The sequence below is a fragment of the Halanaerobaculum tunisiense genome (assembly GCF_054657635.1).
The window spans coordinates 13,742-30,508 of record NZ_BAAHYI010000016.1 but is presented as its reverse complement, the minus strand read 5'-3'; the positions used below and the strand labels follow the sequence as shown (position 1 = coordinate 30,508).

The 16,767-nt window shown below is 34.3% G+C and carries 17 protein-coding genes; 4 read left to right on the top strand and 13 right to left on the bottom strand.

The annotated features are described in order from the left end of the window. Window positions 1-77 precede the first annotated feature (77 nt). A complete protein-coding gene (locus ACYQ3D_RS11730) occupies window positions 78-533 on the top strand; it encodes a DMT family transporter (protein ID WP_459838559.1) in 456 nt (151 codons plus the stop codon). A gap of 287 nt (window positions 534-820) precedes the next feature. Continuing rightward, window positions 821-1,258 carry a metal-dependent transcriptional regulator gene (locus ACYQ3D_RS11725; protein WP_459838558.1) on the top strand — a complete coding sequence of 146 codons (438 nt, stop codon included), beginning with the start codon at window positions 821-823 and terminating at the stop codon, window positions 1,256-1,258. On the opposite strand, the gene ACYQ3D_RS11720 is transcribed toward ACYQ3D_RS11725, so the two are convergent. The 4 genes from ACYQ3D_RS11720 to ACYQ3D_RS11705 form a co-directional block, all read right to left on the bottom strand. Beyond that, window positions 1,253-2,641: a nucleoside recognition domain-containing protein gene (locus ACYQ3D_RS11720; protein ID WP_459838557.1), complete on the bottom strand. Its 1,389-nt coding sequence runs from the start codon at window positions 2,639-2,641 to the stop codon at window positions 1,253-1,255. The two genes, ACYQ3D_RS11725 and ACYQ3D_RS11720, sit on opposite strands and share 6 nt — an antisense overlap. After that, complete coding sequence (locus ACYQ3D_RS11715) at window positions 2,622-3,440, bottom strand: FeoB small GTPase domain-containing protein (protein ID WP_459838556.1); 819 nt, start codon at window positions 3,438-3,440, stop codon at window positions 2,622-2,624. The genes ACYQ3D_RS11720 and ACYQ3D_RS11715 overlap by 20 nt, the downstream gene beginning before the upstream one ends. Further along, window positions 3,440-3,685: a FeoA family protein gene (locus ACYQ3D_RS11710; protein ID WP_459838555.1), complete on the bottom strand. Its 246-nt coding sequence runs from the start codon at window positions 3,683-3,685 to the stop codon at window positions 3,440-3,442. The genes ACYQ3D_RS11715 and ACYQ3D_RS11710 overlap by 1 nt, the downstream gene beginning before the upstream one ends. A 351-nt stretch (window positions 3,686-4,036) precedes the next feature. Then, entirely contained in the window at window positions 4,037-4,351 is a 315-nt protein-coding gene (locus ACYQ3D_RS11705; RefSeq protein ID WP_459838554.1) for a cell division FtsX domain-containing protein, read from the bottom strand. 146 nt (window positions 4,352-4,497) lie between these two features. On the opposite strand from ACYQ3D_RS11705, the gene ACYQ3D_RS11700 reads away from it, so the two are divergent. Then, complete coding sequence (locus tag ACYQ3D_RS11700) at window positions 4,498-5,598, top strand: hypothetical protein (RefSeq protein ID WP_459838553.1); 1,101 nt, start codon at window positions 4,498-4,500, stop codon at window positions 5,596-5,598. A gap of 194 nt (window positions 5,599-5,792) precedes the next feature. Here ACYQ3D_RS11700 and ACYQ3D_RS11695 read toward each other — a convergent pair whose 3' ends face one another. From ACYQ3D_RS11695 to ACYQ3D_RS11675, 5 genes are all read right to left on the bottom strand, one after another. Beyond that, entirely contained in the window at window positions 5,793-6,467 is a 675-nt protein-coding gene (locus tag ACYQ3D_RS11695; RefSeq protein ID WP_459838552.1) for a Crp/Fnr family transcriptional regulator, read from the bottom strand. A gap of 19 nt (window positions 6,468-6,486) precedes the next feature. Continuing rightward, the gene (locus ACYQ3D_RS11690) at window positions 6,487-6,879 is read right to left on the bottom strand and encodes a SoxR reducing system RseC family protein (RefSeq protein ID WP_459838551.1); all 393 of its coding nucleotides are present in this window, start codon (window positions 6,877-6,879) and stop codon (window positions 6,487-6,489) included. Window positions 6,880-7,010: 131 nt separating this feature from the next. Next, entirely contained in the window at window positions 7,011-8,663 is a 1,653-nt protein-coding gene (hcp, locus tag ACYQ3D_RS11685; RefSeq protein ID WP_459838550.1) for a hydroxylamine reductase, read from the bottom strand. Window positions 8,664-8,687: 24 nt separating this feature from the next. Then, complete coding sequence (locus ACYQ3D_RS11680) at window positions 8,688-9,410, bottom strand: class I SAM-dependent methyltransferase (protein ID WP_459838549.1); 723 nt, start codon at window positions 9,408-9,410, stop codon at window positions 8,688-8,690. A gap of 259 nt (window positions 9,411-9,669) precedes the next feature. Continuing rightward, window positions 9,670-9,936 carry a DUF1540 domain-containing protein gene (locus ACYQ3D_RS11675; protein WP_459838548.1) on the bottom strand — a complete coding sequence of 89 codons (267 nt, stop codon included), beginning with the start codon at window positions 9,934-9,936 and terminating at the stop codon, window positions 9,670-9,672. A 232-nt stretch (window positions 9,937-10,168) separates the two neighbouring features. On the opposite strand from ACYQ3D_RS11675, the gene cooS reads away from it, so the two are divergent. Next, window positions 10,169-12,091 carry an anaerobic carbon-monoxide dehydrogenase catalytic subunit gene (cooS, locus tag ACYQ3D_RS11670; protein ID WP_459838547.1) on the top strand — a complete coding sequence of 641 codons (1,923 nt, stop codon included), beginning with the start codon at window positions 10,169-10,171 and terminating at the stop codon, window positions 12,089-12,091. Window positions 12,092-12,331: 240 nt separating this feature from the next. Here cooS and coaD read toward each other — a convergent pair whose 3' ends face one another. The 4 genes from coaD to ACYQ3D_RS11650 all read right to left on the bottom strand — a co-directional run bounded on the left by coaD (window position 12,332) and on the right by ACYQ3D_RS11650 (window position 16,763). Next, window positions 12,332-12,841 carry a pantetheine-phosphate adenylyltransferase gene (gene coaD, locus ACYQ3D_RS11665; protein WP_459838546.1) on the bottom strand — a complete coding sequence of 170 codons (510 nt, stop codon included), beginning with the start codon at window positions 12,839-12,841 and terminating at the stop codon, window positions 12,332-12,334. Further along, window positions 12,834-13,388, bottom strand: coding sequence for a 16S rRNA (guanine(966)-N(2))-methyltransferase RsmD (gene rsmD / locus ACYQ3D_RS11660; protein ID WP_459838545.1), 555 nt, complete (start codon window positions 13,386-13,388; stop codon window positions 12,834-12,836). Before rsmD ends, coaD begins: the two co-directional genes overlap by 8 nt. 33 nt (window positions 13,389-13,421) lie before the next feature. Then, entirely contained in the window at window positions 13,422-15,842 is a 2,421-nt protein-coding gene (gene recG / locus ACYQ3D_RS11655; RefSeq protein WP_459838544.1) for an ATP-dependent DNA helicase RecG, read from the bottom strand. A 78-nt stretch (window positions 15,843-15,920) separates the two neighbouring features. After that, window positions 15,921-16,763 carry a DegV family protein gene (locus tag ACYQ3D_RS11650; RefSeq protein ID WP_459838543.1) on the bottom strand — a complete coding sequence of 281 codons (843 nt, stop codon included), beginning with the start codon at window positions 16,761-16,763 and terminating at the stop codon, window positions 15,921-15,923. Window positions 16,764-16,767 lie beyond the last annotated feature (4 nt).

Below are 16,767 nucleotides of genomic sequence, written 5' to 3'. Positions count from 1 at the left end.
TACTTATATCCTATATAACCTTTCCCTTCTATGGTATAATGATTTTAAATTGTTAAATAAACAAGGGAGGTTTTTATATGGAAGTCATTTATTATCTCTTACCAATAATAGCAGGTGCAGCAGTAACAATGCAAGTAGGACTAAATTCAAATTTAGGATCTATTGTTAATAATCCTCTTTTATCTTCTCTAGTTAGTTTTATAGTAGGATCTTTAGGATTAGGAATAATTTTAATTTTAAACATCATTAATGGAATTATAACTTTACCTTCACTACAAAATTGCCAACAAACTAATTGGTGGATGTGGCTAGGTGGTTTATTTGGAGCATTATATATATTCACAACAACATTCATATCTCCTAAAATTGGTTTTGCAAATATGTTCAGTTTAGTTATTGCAGGTCAAATGATACTAGCTATGCTTTTAGATCATTTTGGAATACTAAGAAATACAATACATACAATTAATCCATTAAGAATTCTAGGAATAATTTTACTTATAATTGGAGTTTATCTTATACAGGCTAATTAAAAATACCCCGGACCAACTACATTAGCCCGGGGTTAGATTATTTTAATTCGTCTACTAAATATTTTAAGTCTTGTAAGGTTGTAAAATATCTACTAAAGCATAACCACGATGGTTAAGTGCTCCATCATTAATTCCTTAAGTTGTTCCTGATTTCCTACAAAGCCTCGCGCTACAAAACTAGCTTCCATGGCTACAGCAAACTTAAGAGGATTAAAAGGTTGGAATTAACTTCTTATTCTACTCTCCCTTACATAAATAATTACAAAAGTCACTTAAGGAGTGAAAAAATGCTTTCTCCTAGTCTAGAAGATTATTTAGAAGAAATTTATCGCTTTACTAATCAAGACGGATTTGTCAGAACTACTGATGTAGCTGATAAACTAAATGTCTCTCTTCCTTCAGTCACTAAAGCAGTTAAAAAACTCACTGACAAAGGATATTTAAATTATCAACCTTATAAAAGCATCAAATTAACAAAAAAGGGAGCTGAATTAGGAAAGTTTTTAGTTACTAGAAATAAAACTCTACAAGAATTTGTTCAGATAATTGGTAGTGATTGTAATAAAGAACAAGAAGCTGAAGCTATGGAACATTACTTATCTCGAGAGACTGTTAGAGCTATCACCTCGCTAGTTGATTTTTTAAAACAAAGACCTCAATTACAACAAGAGTTAATTAAATTTAAGAAAAATAAAAAAGGAGGCAAACCTCCTTTCGAATCATAAAAATAAATTAATTCCTTGCGTAACTAAGAAACAAACTATAATTGCTACCACTGTAGGCATTATCGCAGCAAAAATAGTCCACTTAAGACTATTGGTCTCGCTTTTAATTGTTAACAGAGTAGTTGCACAGGGAAAATGGAGTAAAGAAAATAACATAGTTGCTAAAGCAGTTACCCAAGTCCAATTATTATTAACTAGTATTTCTTGCAGTGATTCAAGACCACCTGGTTCAATCATTGCTCCAGCTGACAGATAACTCATTAGCAAAATAGGCAGTACTATCTCATTAGCTGGTAGACCTAAAATAAAAGCTAATAGAATAAAACCATCTAAGCCGATTAAACTAGCAAAAGGATCTATCAAATTAGCAAAATAATTGATCATACTTACCCCGTTAATTGTATTATTAGCCAAAATCCAAACTACTGCTCCAGCTGGTGCTGCTACAATAACTGCTCTACTTAACACAAATAATGTTCTATCTAAAAAAGAACGGATTAAAATTTGACCTATTTGTGGTTTCCGATAAGGCGGTAATTCTAGAGTAAATGAAGAAGGAACTCCTTGTAAAACTGTCTGAGATAACAACCAAGATACTAATAAGGTTATAGTAATACCTACTAAAACTAACCCTACTACTACTGCAGTAGCAACAAAAGAATTATAGACTCCTCCTACGACTCCCCCCGTAAAAATTATAACTAACATAATTAAAGTAGGAAATCGACCATTACAAGGAACAAAATTATTAGTTAAAATAGCTATTAATTTTTCCCGCGGTGAATCAATAATTCTAGTTGCAATTACTCCTGCCGCATTACAACCAAATCCCATACTCATACTCAATGCTTGCTTACCATGAGCACCAGCCTTTTTAAAGAAATTATCCAAATTAAAGGCTACCCGCGGTAAATAACCTAAATCTTCTAATAAAGTAAATAAAGGAAAGAAAATAGCCATTGGCGGTAGCATAACTGAAACAACCCAGGCCATTGTGCGATAAACTCCTTTAACCAAAATCCCATGTAACCAACTTGGAGCTCCTAAGCTCATAACTAACTCACTCAACTGCCCTTCTATCCCAAATAAAAGATTAGCCAACATTTCCGAAGGGTAGTTGGCCCCTACAATAGTAATCCAAAATACCGCTCCTAACATCAACAACATAATTGGAAACCCAAACCACTTTGAAGTTAATAGCCTATCTATTTTTTCGCCCCAGGTTCTAGTTTCTTCTCTTGTTACTTTAACATTCTTAGTTGCTACTTCTTCTGCTTTAGTATAGATATCTTTTACCATTTGATCCCTTAAATTTTGATGTTGTTTTGTAGTAATTTGATTATTAATTGCTTTTAGTTTTCGCTTAACCTCTGAGTACTTCATTAGACTGCACCTCACTTTCTAATTGATCAATCTTTTCTCCGCCTAAAGGTTTAAAATAATAATCATTTAGTGATTCCAAAACAGTTTCATCCCCTTCTAATAACCTTAGAGCTAACCAACGCAAATTAATTTCAAACTCTAGGTCCTCCCAAATTGCTTTTAATTCTGCTACTAATTGATCAACTTTTTCTTCAATTTTAGGCGAATATTCAATAACCCTAGGAGTAACTTTAAGCTTATCATTAATAATTTCATCTACTGTATTTTTGATTTCTTTAAAACCAATCTCATCTATTGCTACCGTAGGTATCACTGGAATTTGTAATTCCTCTTTTAAGCCTTTAATATCCACTTTAATATCTTTTCGCTCGGCTTCATCCATTAAATTCAAACAAAGAACTACATTATCTGTTAACTCCATAACCTGCAAGACTAAATTAAGATTTCTTTCTAAATTCGTAGCATCAACTACTACAATAGTAACATCTGGTTGAGCAAAACAAATAAAATCACGAGCTACCTTTTCCTCACTAGAATTAGTTAATAAAGAATAAGTACCTGGTAAATCAACCAAAGTGTACTCTTGATTATTATAATTATAGTATCCTTTAGCTTGAGTTACTGTCTTACCTGGCCAATTGCCAGTATGTTGCTTTAAACCTGTTAACCCATTAAAAACTGTACTTTTACCAGTATTGGGATTTCCACACAGAGCAACTATTGGATTATTCTTTTCTAATTCCAAATTAAATGATTTTCTTAATAACTTTAAACCACTTGCATCAGATGTTAATCCCATTAACTTACCTCCTTTCTATTTGTTAATCTTTCTACTTCAATTAAATCAGTTTCTTCACTTCTTAAGGCCAGTGTAGTACCTCTAATTATAAAAGCAGTTGGATCACCAGAAGGACTTCTTCTTTTAGCACTAACTATTGTGCCTGGAATCAATCCTAAATCTAATAATCTTCTTCTCTTAATTCCAGTTGCTTTTAATTTAATAATTTTCCCTTGGTCACCAATTGGTAAATCAGTTAAAAACAAAATTAGCACCTCCTAACCTAGAATGTTAACTTAAATTAAATATTTTAGCCTAAGTTAAAAATATTAACTTAGGCTAACTTTAATTAATTCAGTATATAATATGTTTTTTAGTTAAAAATGTGATAAACTATGGTATTAAAATAATAATAGCAAGCCATCATCAATGATGGCTTGCTACTTCTCTATCTTTATTCCTCATTAATATCTAATTTTTACAAATGGCTTCAAATCTTAAATTTGAATAATAATTTACATATTTTCTCTATAACACTAATTAAAGACCTAATAATTATCAAAAAGCCATCCTACTACAAATGTAGAATGGCTCTATTTTATATAAACTTAAAACTACTATAAATCTAAATCAATATCTAAGTCTTTTTTCGCTAACTCCTCTTTTAATTCATTTGTAATAGCCGTCAATTCTTCCTCACTCTTAGAAGTTGGCCCTTCTATATCATCTAGCTCGGCTAATAAATCACTTAAACCACTTTCCTTGACAAACTCATTAAAGGCTTCTTGATCAGTCAAATAAAGATTAAAAACCGACTCCAAAAATTCTTTCTTTTCTGCAGATAATTCATCAGCCCCTAAATCACTGATTGCTTCCTGGTCAACTCCTAATACATCAGCTATATCCTCCAGATCAAATTTATCATCAGCCATTTTACCCCTCCTTAAAGCATCAGTTTATACTTATGTCTTAGAGCTACCAAAGTTTCGTGGAAAAATATTCAAATATAATGAATGTGATCTCCATTAGAGACATAATCATTACTAAGAATAACACTTAAGGATAAGGAGGATAAAAAATGAAGCTAACAGACTTTTTAAATACAATCTCTGATCGACAACTAAACAATCTAGCTCAGAGACATAGAATCTGTTATGAGGATGACTTCTCTCATCTATGGGCTACAAATAAATTAAAAGAAAAGTTACTTAGTAAATCCTATCTAGAAAAACTAATCAATAAGCAACTAAGTACTAAAGAAACTAACCTGCTTAAACAATTAATTACTACTGAATTTATTGCTAAGAAAAAAACAACTACCCAAGAATACCACAGATTAAAAAAATTAGGCCTGATCTACGAAAAAGATAACTTTTATTATTTACCTGAAGATATCAAAGAAGTTCTGACAAATAATCTTAAAAATAATAATCCTACTGATAATTGCACAGTAAATAATCAAGAACCAACTTCTACATTAAGAACTACTCCTGATCTACAACCCTATCCCCAAACTAGTACTCAAATTACAGTCAATCGGCCAGCCGACTTAACCTTTTATCATTATCTGCTGCTAACTTTAAACCAAATCAAAACAAATGCTACACAACAACAACTAATATCTTATCTATCCCCTATTAATTTTACCTCTTTTTCAACTGCTGAATTGCTAGACTACTTACTCCAATACAGTCAAACTAACAAGCTAATAACTACTAATTGGCAACTAACCTCTAACTTTACAGACTGGTTAGAAACAGATTACTCCTATAAAATCTTACACGGAATAGACTCTCTTTTTCCCCAGTCTAAAGATACTCTACGCCAGATTATTGCTGTCTTAAGTCACCAAGCTGTAGCTTCTGAATTAGACTTTGATTTTATTACAAATAATCTCCAGCTTAATAACCTAAATACTAAACAACAAAATCTATTACAATTATTAGACAGCTTCAATTTTTCAACCACTAAGTTAACTCTAACTGCTAGGGCCAGCATTGCCTTTAGCAACCACCAACAGTTAAATCACCAACCACCACAAATCAACCAAGAAGAAATTATAGTTGATAATTCAACCTCTCTATCAGCCTTCTGGGAGATTTGTCAGTCAGCCCAACTAGTAGCAGTCGATAACCAGCTTGTCTTTAAAAGTCAATCTCCGCTTAAGAAGTTTAGATAAAACAGGCAGTAGTTGAATTTTCAACTACTGCTTAGTCATCTTTAATGAAATTTTAGATCTAAAGCTTTAAAGTTTAAAGAATTAATCCTCGATCATCATAATTATGTAATCCAATTCTTGTTTCAATATTATCTCCGATATTCGGAGTAAAAGCATCGCGCTCACTTAACTATAAAACTACTACAGCCTTCTAACTAAGTCAATTCTTTCAGACCGACTAAATCTTTAATAATAATTCTTTGCCGAGCCACCGCAACTAAATCTTCTGCTTTAAATTCACTTAAAATCCTAGAAACTGTCTCTCGAGAAGATCCAATCAAACTAGCTAAATCCTGTTGAGTTAAAGAAAGATTAATCTGTAATTTATTATATTTATCAGCACCGTGCTCTTTTGCTAAATACACTAAAATACCTGCTGTTCTACTTTTAGTATTCTTTAAACCTAAATTACGAACTCTCTTTTGAGCTCTTCTTAAACGTTTACTCATCACCCTTAAAATCTTAATCGTAATTTCAGGATAATCCTTCATTAATTTTTCCATATCCTCTTTACTGATAACCTCAACCTCTGTCTCTTCACTAGCCACTGCTGTAGCAGGATATTTACCTTCATCAAATAATACAACTTCAGCAAACATATCGCCTGATTGTAAAATATTCAAAATCTGTTCTTTACCATTCTCTATCATTTTAGTCAACTTTACTTTCCCAGATTTAACAAAAAATAACCCTTCCCCTGCTTCTCCTTCAAAAAAGATAAACTCACCTGCCTGATAATGTTGAGTGTACATGATCTCTTTTATCTTATCCAGTTCCTGGTCTGTCAAAGCTGCAAAATAAGAGTTCTGTTTTAATAACCGATCCTCCATCAGTAACACCTCACTAAATTTAATCAATAATATCTATTATTTCCGGTTCAAAACTTTCTTTGCCACCTACTATTTTAATCACTCCTACCGCAAGTAAAGCCAATATTAATGAACCACCAATTCCAGATTCTATAATCCAGTCCCCAAGAAAATAACCAGCAACAATACTAACTAAAGGAAATAAATAGACTAATAAAGCTGCTGAAACTAAATTCATTCCCTCCATCTCTAATTCTACCTTCTGGCCTACTGTAGCTTCTACTTTATTATCGACTTCTACTACTAATTCATCTGTTTCGTGACTTTCAGCCATATTACAGTCTTTCTTACAATTACTACAAGCTGAGTGACGTTGAATCTTAATTATCGCTTTATTTGCTGTACAATCTATAACTTCTCCTATTTCTTTCATTCTAGATCCCCCCAATTTATCTTTTAGAGATACCCAAAGAATACCAAACTGAAAACTATTAGTCAAATAATACCTCCAAAAACTAAAATCAGCCCCACCTGCTAGGCAGAGCTGATAAAAAGATAAATAGTTTACTCTTCTGTCATCATTGTTTCTAAGTCTTCTTCTACAGTAGTATTTGGTTTAATATTAAATTCTTCTACTAATACATCTAGTACATTTTCAGATACAAAAGCTGGTAGACTAGGACCTAAATGAATATTCTTAACGCCTAAAGAAAGTAAAGCTAATAAAACTAAAACAGCCTTCTGTTCATACCAAGCAATATTATAGGAAATAGGTAACTCATTAATATCATCTACATCAAAAGCTGCAGCTAACTTTTGAGCAATTACAACTAACGAATATGAGTCATTACACTGTCCAGCATCTAAGACTCTCGGAATCCCACCAATATCACCTAGATCTAACTTATTATACCGATACTTAGCACAACCTGCTGTTAGGATTACTGTATCCTCTGGTAAAGACTTAGCAAATTCAGTATAGTAATCTCGATCGGTATGGCGTCCATCACAACCTCCCATTACAAAAAAGCGACTAATATCCCCTGCTTTAACTGCTTCCACAACTTTATCTGCTACTTCTGATACAGCTTGATGAGCAAAACCGCCCATCACACTACCTGATTCTAATTCTTCAGGTGCATCACATTTCTTAGCATCTTCGATGATAGTAGAAAAGTCTTTTGCTACTCCTTCTTTCCGATCTGGAATATGATCTATACCAGCAAAACCAACTACTCCAGTTGTATAAATTCGATCCTTATAGGAATCTTTCGGTGGTACAATACAGTTAGTAGTCATTAAGATAGGACCGTTAAATTTCTCAAATTCTTCTTTCTGGCGCCACCAAGATCCACCATAATTTCCTACAAAGTGATCATACTTTTTGAAAGCAGGATAGGAATGAGCTGGTAGCATCTCACCATGGGTATAAACATCCACTCCTGTACCTTCTGTTTGGTCTAATAATTCTTCTAAATCCTTCAGATCATGTCCACTAACTAAGATTGCTGGATTATCTCTAACTCCTAGTTCTACTTCAGTTGGTTCTGGGTTTCCATAAGCTGCAGTGTTAGCCTGATCAAGTAAAGCCATAGTATCTACTCCAACTTCACCACACTCTAAGACTAACCCGACTAAATCATCAACAGATAAGCTATCATCAGTAGTAGCTGCTAAAGCTTTCTTCATAAAGGAGAAGATATCATCTTTCTTTTCTCCTAGTACATAAGCATGATCAGCATAAGCAGCCATTCCTTTAACCCCATAGATTAATAATTCTCGTAAGGAATTTATATCTTCATTTTCTGTTGTCTTAACTCCTACTTCCTCAGCTTTATTATATATTTCCTCTTCATTAGCTGGTTGCCAAGTAGCTACTTCTGATAAATCAGTCACTGCTTCCTGATCAACAGCTGCTATTCTATCTTTAAGCGCTTCCTTTTTACTCAACCCTTCTTTCACTCGAGTAATGATGTCTTCTTCAGAAAAATTCGCATTGGTAATCGTAGTGAATAAACTCTCCATTATAAATTCATCTACTTCTTCTGTATCCAAATCTAATTCTTCAGCTTGCATTCCATAGACAGCAAGCCCTTTCAGTACATAAATTAATAAATCCTGTGTATTAGCAACTGTTTCTGTCTTTCCACAAACCCCTTGTACAGTACAACCTTGACCAGCAGCTGTTTCTTGACATTGATAACATAACATCGACATAATTATTAGCCTCCTAGATTAAACTTATTTATTAGCTACAACAACTAACGGAAAAGAAGTTACAGAATCATAATCACTACGATCAAAACCACCATAAAAATTAAGCTCTGTAAATCCTGCCTCCGCTAGTGCCTCTCTTAATTCTTCTGCTTGTAACGGATAAAGTAAGACTGAATTAAAAAATTCTCCTTCTGGAGTCTCTAAATTAGTTATAAAATCAACCTTACCTTCTTTAAATTCATAATCTCTAGTTAATTTAACTCCTGCTTCTTGATTATTGATTGTCGGTAATTTAGTCACTTTATTAGCTACTATTCGATTATAATTTACAATCTGTAAAACTAACTTTCCTTCAGTGACTAAAAGTTTATAAAATTTATTTAGTACTTTCTTAATCTCTTCTATCCCTTCAAGATGAACTAATGAATTACCAATACAACTAATCAAAGCAAAATTTCGAGCTTCATATGTTTGGTCAACTTCTCTCATATCTGCTACCTTAAAATCAACAGTTACCTCTTCAGAAGTAAATTTTTGTTTGGCCTCTGTAATCATAGCCTGACTTAAATCAATTCCTGTTACTTGATAACCAGCTTCAGCCAAAGCTACAGCATAAGTTCCTGTCCCTGTAGCTACATCCAAAACCTTTCCTGATTCTGGCAAGCAACTAGACAACAAATTATACTTAACTTCCTTAAAAGGAAAGATAGCATCATAATACTGACTAAATTGTTGATAGAATTCCATTTTAATCCTCCTAGCCCTCTAACTGAATACAAGATACAGGACAATTATTAACATAAGCTTCACAAGCAATCCACTGTTCTTCATCTACTACTGGAGGGTCATTCCTATCGCCTCCTCAATCAATAATTATTAACTCTTACTAAAATAATACCATACAACAAAGAAATTTCCTGTGACTTACATCACATTGACCTTATTTTTCACCTTCTTTATTAATAATTAGGCTGAGACCACTAAATAGTCCCAGCCTAAATGATAACTATTGATTATATTCTGTACCTCCTCTACCAGCTTCATACTTATCTCGAGGAACAAAAGTTTTACAACAACTTTGTGCGCAATCACTAACTGGAGATAACCCCTTTTCTTCTATAATTTGATTAGTCTCTTCTACATCCTGTTCATTAGGCAATTCCTGCGCAAAATCATCACTAACTACCAATAATTTATCCGCTACACAAAGATTAGGCTCTTCCCACCATTGACAATTATTAACTGTACAGTGTACATGAGATTTTTGGGACATTATATCCTCCTTAATCCTCTTTATCTTCTATTTTTTCTCTAAATTTATCTACTGATACATTATTAATATTAACATTAACTGAATTTTTTCCTAATATCACTTCAATACTTATCTCCTGAAAATACTTTCTTTACACTCTGGCATTTAAGATTTAACTTAGTAAACTCATGTATATTTCAATTAATTAATCCACAGTATAAAATAGAGACAAGATAATAAAGGAGGACTTAAAATGGCAGACGCAATACCAGGTATTGAAGAATTAACTGATGGAGATGTTAGTGTTCATGAAACTGTACAAGAAATGTACGAAAAACTCCATGAAGATGGAATGAGTAATGTCTTTGATCGTTTTGATGCTCAAGAAAAAATTCGTTGTGGTTTCTGTAGTGATGGAGTTAGCTGCCAGCTATGTACTAATGGTCCTTGTCGAATTTCTGAAAAAGCTGGAGCAGAATTAGGAGACTGTGGAATAGATCCTGATGCTATGGCCATGCGAGATATGTTACTGAGAAATATCATGGGAACTAGTACATACACTCACCATGCCTATAATGCTTTTAGGACTCTCAAATCAACTGCTCAAGGTAAGACTCCTTTTGGAATTACAGACGAAGAAAAACTAAACTGGATGGCCGAAGCAGTAGGAATTGATACTAACCAACAAAAAGAACAAGTTGCTATCAAATTAGCTGACTTTTTAATGGATCAACTCAGTAGCAATTATGATGAACCACCAGAAATGGTGGAAATTTTTGCTCCCGAACCTAGAAAAAAAGTTTGGCAGGATTTAGCCATCTATCCTGCAGGAGTAATGCATGAAATCAAGGATGCTACTGCTAGCTGTTTAACTAATGTTGACGGCGACCATTTCTCTATGGCCCGTAAAGCTCTACGAGCAGGAATTGCTACTATTTACGGAGCACAACTAGGGTTAGAAATGGTGCAAGATATTCTTTTTGGAACTCCTCAGCCTCATGAAGCTGATACTGATATGGGTATCTTAGATCCAGATTATGTTAATATAGTCTTTAATGGTCACGAACCTTGGACTGGAGTAGCAACTATTTATGCTGCTCGTGACCCGAAAGTACAACAGAAAGCCAAAGAGGCGGGTGCTAAAGGTATCCGAGTAATTGGATCAATTGAAACCGGACAAGAACTACTCCAACGTTTTGAAATGGATGATGTCTTCCGTGGTTTAATTGGTAACTGGTTAGCAATTGAACCAGTTCTTGCCACTGGTGCAGTTGATATCTTTGCTATGGATGAAAACTGTTCCCCACCTAATTTAAAACCTTATGAAGAAGAATATCAAGCTACGTTAGTCTCCGTCAATGATTTAGTTAGAATCCCTGACGTTGATGAAAATTATGATTATAAACCAACGGAAGTAGGTAATGTTGCCCAGAAGCTAATTGACATGGGGATTGAAAACTTTACTCAGCGCCAAGAGAAAGTTACTCCTCATGTACCCGATAGAATTCAAACCGCAGTTACTGGATTCTCAACTGAATCAGTACTAGCAGCTCTAGGAGGAGAACTCGATCCTTTAGTAGATGTCATTAAATCAGGAAATATCAAGGGAGTTGTAGGATTAATTAACTGTACAACTCTAGCTAATGGTCCTCATGATTATATGACAGTTAACCTTGCTCAAGAATTAGTTAGTAGAGATATTCTAATAGTTAGTGGTGGATGTGGTAACCATGGTCTGGAAGTAGCAGGTTTAACAGCTCCAGATGCAGCTAAAAAGTACGCTGGAGATGGATTACAAGCAGTCTGTGACCAACTTACCATCCCTCCAGTTCTTAGCTTTGGTACTTGTACTGATACAGGAAGAATCTCAATGTTAGTGACTGAACTTGCTAATTTCTTAGATGTTGATACTGCTCAACTCCCCGTAGCTGTCACTGCTCCTCAATATCTAGAACAAAAAGCAACTATTGATGCTATGTTCTCTCTTGCTTATGGATTGTACACTCATCTATCTCCTACCCCACCAGTTGCTGGAGGAGAAAGATTGGTTAATTTATTGACTGATGAATTAGAAGATTTAACTGGAGGTAAAGTTGCTTTAGGTAATAATCCGCAAAAAGCAGCTGATGGAATTGAAGAACATATTATTAAGAAAAGAAAAGAATTAGGGATTTAGAAAGTAGACAGGTGGGATTTCCCACCTGTTTGTTATTTAAAAGCTAATTTTGCGAGAAATATCATATAATAATGTTTTTAATTAACTTATAATTAAAATGGTTGAATTAGAATCTGACTTATTCCAGCATATTCATCTGGAAAATAATATTCTGTTTCCGCGACTAAGGGAAAAGTTAATAACTAAAATCAGTAACTTAAAAGATAAACTAAATTAAAAAAGGACACAGTATTGTGTCCTTTAATCTTTATCTTCAACTAATTGCCCTTTTTCTTCTAAACGCTTAAATAATTTATCAATAATATCTTCAGGTATTAATTTCTCAACACAGCCGCCAAAAGTAGCTACTTCTTTTACCGAACTAGAACTCAAGTAGGCATATTCAGTATTAGTCATCATAAATAAAGTTTCCAGCTCAGGAGCCAATTTCTTATTCATTGAAGCCATTTGAAACTCTGACTCAAAATCTGATACAGCTCTTAAGCCTCTAATAATTACATCCCCATCATGTTGCTTTAAATATTGCGTTAACAGCCCTGCAAAGGCATCCACCTCAACATTATCAAAATCGGATAATATTTCCTCTAACATCTCCACTCTTTCTTCTCTAGTGAATAAAGGATCCTTATTAGGATTAAAAAAAACTGCTACAATAACTCTATCAAAAATATTATTACATCTTTCAATAATATCTAAGTGCCCATTAGTCACAGGATCAAAACTACCAGGATAGACTGCTACGTTAGCCATCGTTCTTTGCTCCCTGTAATAAAGTTAATGTTGAATTACCATAGTTACGCTGCTTAATAACTTCATAGGAGGTCGGCCAATCTAGATCAGCCTGAGTATGATGTTCGACTATTACAATACCTGTAGGATGTAATAAATCATACTCTTTAATCTGTTCTAAACTACTTTCATATAATTCTTCCTGGTGGTAAGGGGGATCCATAAAAATCAATTCAAAAGTCCCTCTTAATCGTCTCATGGCTTCTAGAGCATCCGAGACAATTACTTCACTCTGCTCTTGGTAATCCACTGCTTGAAGATTATCACTTATAGTAGCAGCAATCTCGTTATTTTCTTCTATAAATATCGCTTCCTTAGCTCCTCTACTTAATGCTTCAATCCCAATCCCGCCAAAACCAGCATATAAATCCAAAAATCTAACTCCTACCACATCAGGACCTAATATATTAAATAGTGCCTCTTTAGTGCGATCACTAGTTGGTCTAACATCATTTCGATCAAGAGATTTAAGTTTTTTACCTTTATTCTTACCACTAATAATTCTCATACTACCACTCCTTATTGCTTAATTAATTACTTATTAGCTTATATCAATTAAATCCAGATCATAACTAAAACTCTCAGTTAGAAACTTCTTTAACAATTGATGCTTCTTTTGTTTTAGCTGAGGATCTTTTGTGGCTAATGCAAAAGCATCTTCTCTTGCTTGTTCTAATAAATCCTGATCTCGTAAAATATCTGCTACTTTTAAATCAGGCATTCCGTGCTGTCGAGTACCAAAGAATTCTCCTGGGCCCCGTAGGTATAAATCCTCTTCAGCAATCTTAAACCCATCATTGGATTGAGTCATAATCTTCATCCGTTCTTTACTCTCTGAGGTAGTAACATCAGAGATCAAAATACAATAGGACTGGTGCTGACCTCTCCCAACTCGGCCTCTAAGCTGATGCAATTGGGCCAACCCAAAGCGTTGGGCATCTTCAATGATCATTAAAGTAGCATTCGAAACATCAACCCCTACTTCAATTACAGTAGTAGAAACCAGAATATCTATCTTACCAACTCGAAAGTCCTCCATCACCTGTTCTTTCTGATCAGCCTTTAGCTGACCATGTAATAATCCTAACTTTAAATCAGTAAAGACTTCCTGCAGCTTATCAAACTTCTCTTCTGCTGAGACAAGATCTAATTTATCTGAATCCTCAACTAAAGGACAGACAATATAGGCTTGGCGACCTGCTTTAACTTCCTGGTTAACAAAGGAATAGATCTTATCCCTAGCCTGCTGGCCTCTCCATTCCGTAACTACTGGTTTACGACCAGGAGGTAATTCATCAATTACTGATACATCTAGGTCACCATAGACTGTTAAGGCTAAAGTCCGGGGAATAGGAGTTGCTGTCATAACTAATACATCAGGATGATTACCTTTTTCTTGCAAGGTAGCCCGCTGTCTAACCCCAAAACGATGTTGTTCATCAACAATAGCTAAACCTAACTGCGCAAAATCAATCTCCTCCTGGATTAAAGCATGAGTCCCAACAACTATATCAATTTTTCCTGCTGTAATATCAGCTAATAACTCTCTTTTTTCTGTAGCACTTAAGCTACCTACTAATAAACCTAATTTAATTCCTAAAGGCTCTAAATTCTCTTTTAAATCTAAATAATGTTGCTCAGCCAAAATCTCAGTCGGAGCCATTAATGCTCCCTGCCAACCTGATTGAACAGTCTTCAGTAAAGCCAAAGTAGCTACTACTGTCTTTCCTGCTCCTACATCCCCCTGTAATAGACGATTCATCTGAAGGTTAGCTTCCATATCCGATCTAATATCCTGCCAAGCTCTAGTTTGAGCTGAGGTTAACGCAAAAGGTAATGACTCTCGAAACTGATCAACTAATTTATTCTTTCTAGTATGCTCTACACCAGGCACTTCTTGTTGGGCTTTAGTCTTTCTGATAGCCAATCCTAACTGTAAAATAAAAAGTTCTTCGTAAGCAAACCTTTTTCTAGCTTGTTTTAATTTTTCTGGTGTATCAGGAAAATGAACCTGCTTTAGTGCCTCTTGTAGACTAGGAAACTGATATTTATTTAATATAAAAGTAGGTAAAAATTCTGGTACTTCCCTTCTATACTCATCTAATACTTCTTTTATAATCTTCCGGATTCTCTTTTGGTTAAGGCCTTGAGTAGTAGGATAGACAGGTACTATCCGATTAGTATGTAGACTATCTCCTCCCACTTTTTCGTAATGAGGGTTATTAATTTCTAGCTGTCCGTAATTTCGTTTTACTTCTCCGCTAAAGAGGATCCTATCTCCTTTAGCAAACTGCTGTTTAATATACTCTTGATTAAACCAGACCCCATACAATATTCCTTGCCCCTCAGTAATTCCTACCTTAATAATCTTCAGTCCTGCCCGAGGTTGTAATTGATTAATCTCAGTTACTCTACCTTGGACTGTCACCTTCATCCCTGATTTTAAATTACTAATTTGTTCTAACTGACTCCAGTCATTATAATCACGAGGAAAATAATACAATAATTCCTGGATTGTTTCTACCTCAAGATTAGCAAACTTCTGGGCTCTATACTCGCCAACCCCTTTAATATACTGGACTGACTGGTGCCAAAAATCAGGTAATTCCGTTCTTGGAGAGACAACTTGTTGAGGAGACAACTGTTGTAGCTTATTATTCTCTAATTTAAATATTTTATGTCCTTTAATAACTTCAGCTAGTTGATTAATAATCTCTACTGCCTCTGTTAATTTTTGGCGGCGATTATTAATAGTAGTTCGAGCATAATCTCTGAATACATCTCTTAGATCCTGAGCCAACTCTGTAACCTCTGGCTGAGTAGTTACTTCTGCTAACTTCTGACTCCAGTTTAAAATGTACTTATCAAACCCACCAATCACAGAAGTATTCAATCCTTTAGATTTAATCTCAATAGGTAAGGGCTTAATTAAGGTAGCAAACACTTCTTTAGTCTGTTTCATAAATTTACAGTAGTTATAACTACAACTACCTCCCTCCTTATAATTTAGGTTATTTTTTTAGTTTTACCTAATTAGTTTCTATTTATAAATAATAGCTCCAAAAGGAGTTGGCCCAATATGACTACTAATTACAGGGCCTAACTTAGCTACTTTAACCTCTTTCCAGCTAAACTCATCTGTCAATACTTCCTTTAATTGATCTGCTTTAGCTCTATATTTAGCATACAAAATAATCAATTTAGAACCTGTTTTATTATTTAACGTATCATCCGTAACCTGTTTAAACTTACTATATAACCTCTTTTCTCCGCGCACTTTCTGCCAAGGAGTAACTTCTCCATCTTCAAGCGTTAATAACGGACGGATATTAAATAGATTCCCTAAAAAAGAAGTAGCTTTCCCAATTCGGCCATTTTTTTCTAAATAATCCAAAGTATCAACTGTAAAATAAATCTCTATTCTATCTTGGACCTGATCAATAAACTCTATAATTTCTTCTAGAATATAACCTTGCTTAGTCTTCTTAGCCGTTTCAATGGTTAGCAACCCCAAAGGAATAGTTACTAATTCAGAATCAACCACCTTGATAGGGATCTCATCTATCTGATTAGCTGCTAATTGAGCTGTATTAACAGTTCCACTCAACTCTTTAGATAAATGTAATGAAATGATAGCATCATATTCTGTCGCTAACTTTTGATACTGTTCAATAAATCTACCCACTGGCGGTTGAGAAGTAGTAGGTATTTGGTCAGCAGATTCTAATTTATCTAAAAATTGATCCGGCCCAAGATCTACCCAGTCTCGATAATCTTCTCCATCTACAGTAACTTCTAAAGGAATTCTCGTAATATTATACTCTGCTAACTGATCTGCAGTTAAATCAGCTGTACTATCAGTTACCACAGCTATCTCAGTCAATATC

Bases quoted from the DNA above. Each gene is read 5' to 3' on its own strand.
- ACYQ3D_RS11730 (WP_459838559.1), top strand. From the start codon at position 78: ATGGAAGTCATTTATTATCTCTTACCAATAATAGCAGGTGCAGCAGTA.
- ACYQ3D_RS11725 (WP_459838558.1), top strand. From the start codon at position 821: ATGCTTTCTCCTAGTCTAGAAGATTATTTAGAAGAAATTTATCGCTTT.
- ACYQ3D_RS11720 (WP_459838557.1), bottom strand. From the start codon at position 2,641: ATGAAGTACTCAGAGGTTAAGCGAAAACTAAAAGCAATTAATAATCAA.
- ACYQ3D_RS11715 (WP_459838556.1), bottom strand. From the start codon at position 3,440: ATGGGATTAACATCTGATGCAAGTGGTTTAAAGTTATTAAGAAAATCA.
- ACYQ3D_RS11705 (WP_459838554.1), bottom strand. From the start codon at position 4,351: ATGGCTGATGATAAATTTGATCTGGAGGATATAGCTGATGTATTAGGA.
- ACYQ3D_RS11700 (WP_459838553.1), top strand. From the start codon at position 4,498: ATGAAGCTAACAGACTTTTTAAATACAATCTCTGATCGACAACTAAAC.
- ACYQ3D_RS11695 (WP_459838552.1), bottom strand. From the start codon at position 6,467: ATGGAGGATCGGTTATTAAAACAGAACTCTTATTTTGCAGCTTTGACA.
- ACYQ3D_RS11690 (WP_459838551.1), bottom strand. From the start codon at position 6,879: ATGAAAGAAATAGGAGAAGTTATAGATTGTACAGCAAATAAAGCGATA.
- hcp (WP_459838550.1), bottom strand. From the start codon at position 8,663: ATGTCGATGTTATGTTATCAATGTCAAGAAACAGCTGCTGGTCAAGGT.
- ACYQ3D_RS11680 (WP_459838549.1), bottom strand. From the start codon at position 9,410: ATGGAATTCTATCAACAATTTAGTCAGTATTATGATGCTATCTTTCCT.
- ACYQ3D_RS11675 (WP_459838548.1), bottom strand. From the start codon at position 9,936: ATGTCCCAAAAATCTCATGTACACTGTACAGTTAATAATTGTCAATGG.
- cooS (WP_459838547.1), top strand. From the start codon at position 10,169: ATGGCAGACGCAATACCAGGTATTGAAGAATTAACTGATGGAGATGTT.
- coaD (WP_459838546.1), bottom strand. From the start codon at position 12,841: ATGGCTAACGTAGCAGTCTATCCTGGTAGTTTTGATCCTGTGACTAAT.
- rsmD (WP_459838545.1), bottom strand. From the start codon at position 13,388: ATGAGAATTATTAGTGGTAAGAATAAAGGTAAAAAACTTAAATCTCTT.
- recG (WP_459838544.1), bottom strand. From the start codon at position 15,842: ATGAAACAGACTAAAGAAGTGTTTGCTACCTTAATTAAGCCCTTACCT.